Genomic DNA, 11578 nt, shown 5'->3' with positions numbered 1-11578 from the left:
TCATCCATGAGTTTAAATATAATTGGCATCTCTGCCTTTTACCACGATTCAGCCTGTTGTATACTCCAGGACGGCGTATTGAAAGCTGCAGTGCAGGAAGAAAGGTTCAGCAGGAAAAAGAATGATCCCGATCTGCCCAAGGCAGCCTTTAACTATTGCCTGAAAGAAGCAGGCATCACAATTTCCGATATTGATTGCATCGCCTATTATGAAGATCCGGTAAAGAAATTATCCAGGCAGCTATGGAGTGGTAGCAGATTTATTACTGCAGATAGTATACGTAATACAGACCACGCAGCAGTAGAACGGCAGATCAGGGAGCAGTTTGGTTATGATGGTCCTGTCAGGTTCTATGAGCACCATCTGTCACATGCCGCCAGCAGTTATTATTATTCCGGTTACGACCATGCCGCTATTCTCACGGTAGATGGAGTGGGAGAGTGGGCTACTACTACCTACGGCATTGGTAAAGGTGCAAAGCTGGAACTATTTGAAGAGGTTTCCTTCCCCGATTCACTGGGACTATTATACAGTACTATTACCAGTTACCTCGGTTTCAGCGTAAACAGCGGTGAATACAAGGTAATGGGACTTGCGCCTTACGGCAAGCCTTTATATGTTGACAAAATAAGGCAGCTTATCAGGAACGGAGAAGCCGGTCAGTATGAGTTGAACATGGAATACTTTGATTTCCTGAAAGGAGAGAAAATGTATAGTGAGGCCTTACCTGCATTATTCGGGTTGGCGCCGAGGAAAAAGGAGACGGCGATACTGCCGGTGCATGAAGACATTGCTGTCAGTTTGCAAGTAGTACTGGAAGAGGTCCTGATAGAGAAGGCACGTTATCTGCACGAAAAAACGGGGGCGGAAAATCTTTGTATGGCTGGTGGTGTAGCCTTGAACTGTGTAGCTAATGGAAAGATCCTGAAGAGCAGTCCCTTTAAGCAACTTTTTGTGCAACCCGCTGCAGGAGATGCCGGATGTGCATTAGGAGCAGCCGCATTGGCTCATGCCGATCTGTCCGGAGAGGGAATGACCAGTCAGTTGGAACATGTTTACCTGGGCCCCTCTTACGGCTCAGCAGAGATCAAAAAATTGTTAAGCGCTACGTCTCTGCGCTATACGCAGCACAAGGATGATGAGGAACTGGTAAAGCAGGTAGCACAGCGTTTGGCAGAAGGTAAAGTGATAGGATGGTTTCACGGCAGGATGGAGTTTGGGCCACGTTCATTGGGCGCCCGCTCAATACTGGCCGATCCCCGGGGAGCTGATATGCGTGACCGCATCAATGCAATGGTAAAGAAGCGTGAAGCGTTCCGTCCCTTTGCTCCTGCTGTATTGGAATCAGCAACAGGTGAACATTTTGACATAGATCATCCTTCCCCTTTTATGCTGGAAACCTGCCAGGTGATCTCTTCCTTTGATCTGCCTGCCATTACCCATGTAGATGGATCTGCCAGGGTGCAGACTGTAGGTGAAAAGACAAATCCACGGTTTGCTGCATTACTGAAAGCCTTTGCGGATTTGACAGGATGTCCTATCCTGCTGAACACATCCTTCAATGTAAGAGATGAGCCGATAGTATGTAATCCTGAAGAAGCATTGATATGTTTTGTTACCACGGATATAGACTGTCTGATACTGGAGGATTTTATCATTGACAACGAAAACAATGATACCAGCATATTGGAGATGATCAACCAGAATCTCCTGGAACGTCCTTCATTTGAATTGAATCCTAACGTCTACACTTTTATCTGATCTTAATTAAAAAAAGGATTATGTCTGTACGACCATCATCAGCATTAAGAGAGAAAGCAGACGCCCTCGCTTTATTATTGAGCAGTGGGCAGTCATCCACCATAGCAATAAATGCCCTGTTCGAAGAGTTGGGTATTACCAATGAACAGATTGCAGATACGGCACTACATGGATCTGTAGCAACGGGGCATATAGGTATTTATAAACCGGAAGAGGTAGACGGAGAAATTGTGTATAGTCGTGATGTATCGAGAAAAGCCCGCTGGACATACTTTGCCGATATTCCAGTGATCCCTGCGAAAGGAACTCGCAAAAGAGTTGTCCTGCTGGGGGAATCTGTAGCCCGTGGATTCTTACTGGACCCTGGTTTTACACCTGCACAGGTGCTGGGTACTTTACTGAATGGCAATGCCGATAAGGATGAATTTGAGGTGATAGATCTGGCAGAGACGAATCTGGGCATGGCTGGCCTGAAAGAGCGTTATCGTGAAGCGCTTGCGCTGGAGCCTGATATGGTGTTGTTCCTGGCTGGGAATAACTGGCGCGACGACCTGGTGAATATGATATTAACTGACAAGACATATTTGTCCCGGGTAAAAGATGCCCTGGTGGTAAATCAGGATATCAGCAGTGCGAGAACTATACTGGAGGAGTTATTTTCTAAACTGGTAGGATCTTTCCTGGAGTATGTACGAACAGTGGGAGGGCCTGAATTACCCGTAATATTTGCCATACCGGAGTTCAACCTGCTGGATTGCAGAAGTACACCGGGAGAGCGCTTCATATCAAGATTACCTGATAATGGTATTGCCGGTTGGATAGCCGCCAGGGATCAGGCGGAGCTGGCCTTAAAGGAGCAGGATGCGCAACGCGGTATTGCGGAGGCCAACAGGATGATAGCACTGGATCCCAGTCACCCTTATGGATATGAACTGTTAGCGGATGCACACCTGCTATTGCAGGAATATGATAAGGCGCGCGTTTACCTGGAAACAGCAAGAGATACAGCATTGTTCTGTCGCACCAACAGTAAGCCACGTATGTTCAATATAACAAGGCAGACAATATTGCGGGAAGCTGCAACGCACAAGATAGGGGTGGTGGACATCCCGGAAGTATTCAGCCGGCATCTGAATGGAAGAATACCCGGTAAGGACCTTTTCCTGGACTATTGCCATTTTACTGCAGAAGGTATACAGGTAGCCATGCAGGCTGTAGCTGATAAGGTACTTGCGCTTTCAGGCAACAAAGCAAGTGGTAAGGTGCCTGCTGCAAGTATCAGACCCGATCAGGAAGTACATGCAATGGCGCATTTGTTTGCTGCCATTCATAATGCACATTGGGGACAGCAGTATGGCATACTGTATCATCACTGCGTAAAGGCGCTGCAATATTCCAAAGAAATTGCCCGGACAATGATCTACTACTGCGATATGATGAACCGCAGTGCATCCAATAATCTTTGCAAAACATTGGAAATACTGGTAACAGGAAATACCCGCCTGGACAGGTATGTACATGCCCTCTTGCATCCCCGTTCCGGCAAAACCATGGAGATTGATCTGGTGAATGCTATGGTGGCTGCGTTGCAAACAGCAGGGGTCAATCTTAATAAGTATGTGGATGATCTCAGGAATAAAGAACATGGGGTAGCCGGGCAGGCTGTTAACCTGCTGGAGACATTTTATCATGCTACCTCATACGATGAATATCAGGGAACAAAGGCCGCCTTTTATCAGGCCAGGGATGCGCAATCTGTCTTCTTCCTGGTAGCCGCTAAAGATGAACCGGTATTCTTTGATATCTCACTCCGTGTGCCCGGATTACAGGAAGAAGGTAAGATCAGGGTGTTGTTGAATGGAGTACAGGTAAGTGAAGTGGCAGTGTCGGGGAAATGGACACGTCATTCACTGACAGTACCGGCAGATATCTGTACCAATGGTATCAATACTGTAACCATCTCTTGGCCGGTGCCGGAACAACTGGTGGCCGCAGAACAGCGGACCACAGCGGATGAGGCTATCCTGGATGCTGCTTTTTACGTATTTGGTGAGATCGTGACGTTTACGGCTACCAGTAATACGGCTACTCACTTTGAGCTTAATTAAACTTCTTTTATGTGCGGTATAACCGGGATAATTTACAATAACAGGCAGCAGACCGTTGATGAGAACATATTAAGGCAGATGGCAGGTAAGATGGAACATCGCGGACCAGATGATGCCACCAGTTATGCAGACGGGCATGTCGGGTTTGGTTTTCGTCGGCTGAGTATTATAGACCTTGCTCATGGGCAGCAGCCTTTTTTCAGTGCAGATGATAACATAGTGATGATCTGCAATGGAGAGATCTACAACTATAAAGAGTTAAGGGCTGACCTGCAGGCCAGGGGACATATATTCCGTTCCGCATGTGATGTGGAAGTGATCCTTCATCTGTACCGGGAGTATGGAACCGGGTTCCTGAATATGCTGAACGGACAGTTTGCTTTTGCGTTGTACGATAAAAACAAACAAACCTTGTTCTTTGCCAGGGATCATTTCGGTATTTGCCCCTTGTTCTATAGTCAACAGGAGCATGTGTTCCTGTTCGGGTCAGAGATGAAAGCCCTGTTGGAATTCCCTGGTATGCCCAGAGACGTGGATCTTGGCGGGCTTGACCAGATATTTTCCTTTCCGGCAAATATAGCTCCCGTAACTATGTTCAAACACATACGGAGCTTGCAGCCGGGATATTATGGGCTGTTCAGCAACGGTAAGCTGGAGCTGCATGAATACTGGGACCTGGAATATCCGGAAGAAGCGCATGTTTATGAAGAGAAACCGGAATCTTATTATATAGAACAGCTGGATGAGTTGCTGCAACAATCTGTCAGGTATCGTATGCATGCAGATGTACCGGTAGGCTTTTACCTGAGCGGAGGCCTGGACTCCTCTATTATCGGCGCTACTATGCGTAGCCTGAAGAATGGCAGGGATTTTAGTTCTTTCTCAATCTGTTTTTCCGGTTCGCCCGACAACAAGGAGATCAATGAACAACGTTACCAGCGGCTCATGAGTGAGCATATCGGATCAATGCATCATGAGGTGGAGTTTAACTGGAAAGACCTGGATAATAAGTTGAAACAGGTGGTATATTTTTCAGAAGCACCATTGAAAGAAACATATAATGTTTGCTCACTGGCCTTGTCGGGAAAAGCAAAGGCTCAGCAGATAAAGGTAATCCTGTCCGGGGAAGGAGCCGATGAGCTGTTTGGAGGGTATGCAGGTTATAAGTTTGACTACCAGCGTGCAAAGAATGGCGTTGTGAAAGACCTGGATTACCTGATGGAAGACCAGGTAAGAAAGACTTTGTGGGGGAATGAAGATTTTATCTACGAGAAGAATGAGTATGAATTTAAAGGCACAAAAGAAGCGCTTTATTCCACGGGTGTTAATGATGTGTACAGCCAGTTTGACTGCCTGCGGCAGCCTGCCGTAGCGCATAAACGTTTACAGAAGAGGCATATTTTCCATCAGCGTTCTTATGTGGACTTTAAATTGAGACTGGCAGGGCACCTCATTGCAGATCATGGGGACAGAATGACGCTGGCCAACAACGTTGAAGGCCGTTATCCTTTCCTGGATGTGCCACTGGTAGAATTTGTACGGCAAATACCCCCGGGGCTGATGCTGAAGAATATGAAGGAGAAGTATATTCTCAAACGGCTGGCAGATAAATATGTGCCAAGAGAAATTATTGACCGTGAGAAATTTGGATTTGTTGCTCCCGGTAGTCCGCAGTTATTGAAGAACAACAATGAGTGGGTGAATGATCTGTTATCCTACGATTACATTAAAAGAAGAGGTTATTTCAATCCGGATACTGTGGAACGGTTGAAAGCCATGTATACGCATAAGGACTTTATTCTTACCCCGCCTTATGATATGGACCTGCTCATCATTATACTAACGTTCAATATATTCTCGGAGGTCTTTGAAGTGCCTTCTTTATAGTACCTCTAATAAAACTATTCTTATGGGTTTTCTCGATACACTGATAAAGAAGTCGAAACAAGCGATCGGGTATGTGGTCGTACTGGGTGTGTTTAATAGTTTGCTGAACGGAGGTTTGCTGATTTTTATCAACAGCACCATTGCAGGTAAGCCATTTCCGGTATTCCCTGAATACAACTGGTTGGTATTTATTGTAATTGTGACGACCTCGCTGATCTGTTCAAGATATTTCCAGGCCTACATGATCCGGCTGACCAACAACATCCTGTTTGATTTTGAACTGACGATACTAACTAAGTTGCGTCATGCCTCTTATGAAGATTTTGAATCGCTGGGAAATGAGAAGGTGTATACTGCCATCAATGACACGAAGGTACTGGCGCATGCACCGGAAGTATTTATGAATGCTTTCAATGCCTTTGTGGTGATCATTTGCTGTTTTGGATATCTGTTCTGGATTGCTCCACTGGGAGCCGCGTTTGTCTTACTGGTGATGGCGGCATTGTTGGTATTCTATATTGTGCGTAACAAGGCAATCGAAGCAGATCTGAACAAGCAGCGCGATTTGCAGAACGTATATTATAAACATCTCGAAGACCTGCTGCACGGTTTTAAGGAACTGAAGATGAGCATCGTCAGGAATCTTTCCATATTCGATAATTTCCTGATAAAAAACAGGGAGGCAGGGAGAAATATATCCATAGGCACTTCAGTGAAGTACATGGATAATGAGCTGATAGGTAGTTATAGCTGGTATATTGTAATGGGCATTACCATGTTTATACTGCCGGCGATGTTTCACCTGGATATTGCAAAGACATCTGCATTTCTGATCACTATTTTGTATCTTATAGGACCGATCGCTATCATATTGACCCTGGTGCCTACCTACACCGCCGTTAAGATATCTGTGCAGCGATTGAATGTATTTGACAGTATGCTGGATGCGCTTGACAGCCATACTGCTGCAACTGTTAACCTGGTAGATGAACCATTCGACAGCATACGTTTTGAAGGGGTAAGCTACCGTTATGACAAAGGGAAGGAGCAGGGATTCCATCTGGAACCCTTTAATCTTGCCATTCAGCGTGGAGAGATCGTGTTTGTAACGGGAGGAAATGGTAGTGGCAAGAGCACATTTGGTTATTTGTTGTCGGGGCTTTACCGGCCTTATTCAGGCAAGATCTATCTGAATGACCGCGAGATTAACGATAAGAATTATGTAAATTACAGTGACAGCATGAGCGCTGTGTTTACCACCAATTATTTATTCAATGACAACTATGATGGTTTTGAGTTAACCGCCGCCAATGAACAGTTGTCAGAATATATAGAGCTGATGGATATGGGAAAGATCCTGAAGCTTGACGGAGAGCAGAAGACCCTGGGTAAGAAATATTCAAAAGGGCAACAAAAGCGTCTCGCACTTATCTACGCCCTGCTGGAAAATAAAGAGGTAATTGTGCTCGATGAATGGGCTGCAGAACAGGATCCCCGTTTCAGAAGATACTTTTACCAACAGGTTTTGCCGTTACTGAAAGAGAAAGGAAAGACCATCATCGCCATTACCCACGATGATGACTATTATGATTGTGCAACGCGGATCATCAAGTTTAACTATGGAAAGATTGTAAGCGATAGTCCGGTATACGCCGGTAAAGTTGTCGAAAATTAACCCTTCAGTATGGTAAATGTTAATCTGTTTTGTATACCCTTCGCTGGTGGAAACCGCTATTCATTCCTGCCTTTGGAAAAAGCAATAGGGGGTTCCCTGACTACAGTTCCGCTGGACTATCCGGGAAGAGGCACCCGCTACGGTGAGCCGTTGTTGAAGCGTCTGGATGTTTTGTGTAACGACCTTTTTAACCAGCTGACAGGGAAGTTGCAGGAACCATATGCAATATACGGACATAGCATGGGAGGGCTGCTGACCTATCTTTTAACAAAGAAGATAAGGGAAGAGCAATTGCCGCTGCCGGTACATCTGTTTATCAGTGGAAGCCGGGCCCCTTCTATGAGACGGGATATGCCCGATTATCACAAGTTGCCCAGGCCTCAATTCATAGAGAAGCTACGTTCGTTGGGTGGTACAACTGATGAAATATTGAACAGCAGTGAGATACTGGAATTGTATGAGCCAATACTCCGTGCCGATTTTGAAGCGGTAGAAACTTATGAATATGAGCCTTGCGAGCCGTTTAATATACCTGTTACTGTTTTTAATGGCTTGTCTGACAGGATCAGCCGCGAGCAGGCGGAAGCATGGCAGCGGGAGACAACCCTTCCAATTGTGCTCCGTGAATTTCCCGGAGATCATTTCTTCATTCTCGAACACACCACTGCAATAGCCAGTCTGATCGTGCGAAACGTTTATGCTGGATTTTCCTTAAAAAACACCATATAGTTATGCGTTATCTAAGTATTCTTCTTTTGTTTCTGATGGGCTTTTTCTCAGCTAAAGCCCAGGTAAACGCCAATGGCCAGATTAACATTAAAAAGGGCGATGTGCTCAAATATGCAGCCAAAGGGCCTGACGGCAGTATCATAGATTTTCTGATCACTGTGTTGTACAAGGACAAAACCGGCGTTGGTTTCCAGTATAAGGTCATCAATGGAAAAAAGATTATACAGGGGAAATGCCTGGTGACACCGGAAGGTACAAAAGACGGAAGCAGTCTTAACTGGGACAACCTGAATCCGGGTGAAGAAAGACATGTGAAGAAAGACCAGACATTGTTCTTCTATTCTCAGAAGTTCTATAAAGAACTGGTGAAAAATAAGAAAGCCGTGTATGGAGGAACCACCTATGTGTTAAAAACAACACCTGCGGCTTCACAGATTAAGATCAATAACAAAAAGGTGAAATCCCTTTATGTAACCAGCCAGGATGGTAAGGAAGCCTTCTGGATACTTGATAACCCCGATTTTCCATTGTTACTGAATTCTGCCGGAAATCAGCAGGGACCTGATATGCTGCTGGTGAACGTAGGAAAATAAAAAAGGAAACTCCATTTGTGTTCATGATACAGGAGCGTTGTAAATCTTTGGTTAATATACTTCAGCAGGCTGCAGAGGAAACTACGGGTATCACCTTTATTCTGGCTTCAGATAAGGAACGGTACCTGTCATACGATGATCTGAGGAAGAATGCATTGCATGTGTTGTATAACCTTACGTTGCAGGGCGTAAACCCTGGAGACGAGCTGGTTATGCAAATAGAGGACAATGCGCTTTTTCTGACGGTTTTCTGGGCTTGTCTGTACGGGAAGATTATTCCTGTTCCCATTGCTATGGGTAGTCAGGAAGGGCATAAAGATAAGCTGTTTAATGTATGGAGTACACTACATCATCCTTTTCTGCTAAGCGAGGATAATTGGGCGGGGCCTGTCCGCAGCTATGCGGAAGAGAAGGACTGCCTCGCGGCGTGGGAGGAGATGAGCGCACGGCATATATGCATTGCATCGCTAACTGCCGGAGAAGGCAGTGGTACATGGCTGCCATCTGTACCGGATGATATAGCATACATACAGTTTTCTTCGGGTTCAACTTCTCATCCAAAAGGAGTTATGTTAACGCACGGGAATCTGCTGGCCAATATCAGCGATATCCGGGAACGTTCTGCAACAACGGCTGTAGATAGCGCCTTAAGCTGGCTACCGCTAACGCATGATATGGGGCTGATATGTTTTCATCTGTCCTGTGTAATTGCCGGTATAGATCAATACCTGATAGCAACGCCTCTTTTCATCAGGCGGCCGCTGTTGTGGATGGAGAAAGCACATCAACACAGCATCACACAATTATACTCACCGAATTTCGGCTATCAGTATATTCTTGCTGCATTGTCCGGTATCGATAGGCCTGACTGGAACCTGGATGCCGTGAGGATCATTTACAATGGTGCGGAGCCTATCAATAAATCGCTCTGTGAAGACTTTATGCGGGTAATGAGCAGCTTCGGGCTCCGTGAAAACACAATGTTTCCGGGATATGGACTGGCAGAGGCCTGCGTAGCGGTGACACTACCTGCACCGGGAGATCCACTGCAGTTTGTTTCACTGGATAGGAACTACCTGAAGACAGGTGATCGTGTCAGGTATGTACCAGACAAGTTGCACTTTGCCTGTGTAGGTTACCCGATGCGTTCAACCAGCATTGTTATTGCAGATGATCAGGGAGGATTGTTGGGAGATGATCATATTGGTAATATATGGATCAGTGGCGGCAATGTGACCACCGGTTATTATAACAACCCGGAAGCAAGTAGCCGGGCTATTGAAAATGGTTGGCTGAAGACAGGAGATCTTGGGTTTATCAGTGGAGGAAGGTTGTACATAACAGGGAGAGCAAAGAATATTATCATCATTAACGGGCAGAATTATTACCCTCAGGATATAGAACATCATGCACAAATACCTGGTATTAAGCCGGGAGACATCGTTGCCTGTCAGGCATTGCCTGCCGGGAGCGACAGGCATGAATTAGTGCTGTTTGTACATTTCCGCAGGTCAGTGCAGGAGTTTCATCCACTGGTAATACAGCTGAGAGTGCAACTGCTTGGCAAACTGGGCGTCGTGCCGGATAGGATCGTAATGGTGAAAAGTGTGCCCCGTACTACCAGCGGTAAGGTACAGCATTATCTGTTGGTGCAACAGTTTGAACGTGGCGAATATGATAGTCAGCAGGAAGCCCTGGCAATGCTGGACAAAGCATATTACCAGGTAGACGGAGATACTGTGAGAGCGCTTGTACAGGAGGTGTTCAGTGTTTCTGCCGATCCTGACGAAGACTTTTTCCGGAATGGATTGAACAGCCTGGAGGCGGTAAAACTGGTGTCCCGGCTAAGAGCAGTTGGGTTTGAACTGACGGTAAGAGAGGTGTTTGAACACAATACAATAGGTTCCCTGCAACGATATCTGTTGGGGAAAGAACATAGCAAAGCAAATACCATCCCGGTAACAGCGTTACGGTTGCTATATGGACTCTCTGAGGGGCAACGGCGCTTCTGGAATTTCTGTCAGCTGGAAGGAGCGAATGTTGCTGCTAATATTGCCAGTGGTGTTCATATACAGGGGCATCTTTCGGAGGAGGCTTTCACACGGGCATTCGCAGGTATAGTATCCCGTCATGACTCATTACGCACTGTATTTGTTTTACATGACGGAGAAATATATCAGCGGGTGTTGACAGCAGATGAAATTGGCTTCAATGTGAACATGGTTGATCTGAGCGGTGAAGAGTCGCCATTGCAGGCAGCAAGAGCAGCAGCCCAGGTACAAGCTTCAGTTGAATTTGACCTTTACTGTGGCCCATTATTGCGGGTAACACTCTTCAGATTATCTGCTACTGAATACTATTTCGTGTTTGTGATTCACCATCTGATCAGCGATGGCTGGTCTATAGATGTTATCAGCCGTGAGTTGGAACAATTATACATGTCGGAAGGAATGGCTGACCTACCAATGCCACGTATCCAGTATAAAGATTATGTAGGCTGGTCCGAGGAGCGGGCAACGCAGACGGACTATTGGTCATCCTTGTTAAGTGGTGTATTGCCCGTTACTGATCTGAGTGTATGGGGCGGTCATCGTAATAATGCACGTAAAGGGCATGTTGTATATCATCATTTAAATGCAGGATTAGTAGCTGGTTTATTGGGTATTAGCAATGAGGTGACATTATTCACCACCTTATTGTCTACGTTCAGCATACTACTGCACCGCTATACAGGCCAGTCTGAGTTGATGCTGAGCACAGATAGTGCAGGCAGAACACATCCGGATCTGGAAGACCAGGTAGGATATTATTTACAGTTGTTGCCG

7 protein-coding genes are annotated in these 11578 nt (G+C 45.8%); all 7 read left to right on the top strand.

From position 1 onward, the window contains the following. Positions 1 to 6 precede the first annotated feature (6 nt). Positions 7 to 1761 carry a carbamoyltransferase gene (locus F3I09_RS25155; protein ID WP_149697825.1) on the top strand — a complete coding sequence of 585 codons (1755 nt, stop codon included), beginning with the start codon at positions 7 to 9 and terminating at the stop codon, positions 1759 to 1761. Positions 1762 to 1781: 20 nt separating this feature from the next. Next, positions 1782 to 3869 carry a hypothetical protein gene (locus F3I09_RS25150; protein ID WP_149697824.1) on the top strand — a complete coding sequence of 696 codons (2088 nt, stop codon included), beginning with the start codon at positions 1782 to 1784 and terminating at the stop codon, positions 3867 to 3869. Positions 3870 to 3878: 9 nt separating this feature from the next. Further along, positions 3879 to 5756 carry an asparagine synthase (glutamine-hydrolyzing) gene (gene asnB, locus F3I09_RS25145; RefSeq protein ID WP_149697823.1) on the top strand — a complete coding sequence of 626 codons (1878 nt, stop codon included), beginning with the start codon at positions 3879 to 3881 and terminating at the stop codon, positions 5754 to 5756. A 22-nt stretch (positions 5757 to 5778) separates the two neighbouring features. Then, positions 5779 to 7431 carry an ATP-binding cassette domain-containing protein gene (locus F3I09_RS25140; protein ID WP_149697822.1) on the top strand — a complete coding sequence of 551 codons (1653 nt, stop codon included), beginning with the start codon at positions 5779 to 5781 and terminating at the stop codon, positions 7429 to 7431. A 9-nt stretch (positions 7432 to 7440) separates the two neighbouring features. After that, positions 7441 to 8160 (top strand): thioesterase II family protein, encoded by a 720-nt coding sequence (locus tag F3I09_RS25135; RefSeq protein WP_149697821.1) that lies wholly within the window; start codon positions 7441 to 7443, stop codon positions 8158 to 8160. 2 nt (positions 8161 to 8162) lie between these two features. Next, the gene (locus tag F3I09_RS25130; RefSeq protein ID WP_149697820.1) at positions 8163 to 8753 is read left to right on the top strand and encodes a hypothetical protein; all 591 of its coding nucleotides are present in this window, start codon (positions 8163 to 8165) and stop codon (positions 8751 to 8753) included. A 23-nt stretch (positions 8754 to 8776) separates the two neighbouring features. After that, positions 8777 to 11578, top strand: a 2802-nt coding sequence (locus tag F3I09_RS25125; RefSeq protein WP_149697819.1) for a condensation domain-containing protein, incomplete at its 3' end; no start/stop codon positions are given.

The sequence above is a fragment of the Chitinophaga sp. CF418 genome, from assembly GCF_900142925.1.
Lineage (GTDB): Bacteria > Bacteroidota > Bacteroidia > Chitinophagales > Chitinophagaceae > Chitinophaga.
This window is presented reverse-complemented; position numbering and strand designations above follow the sequence as displayed.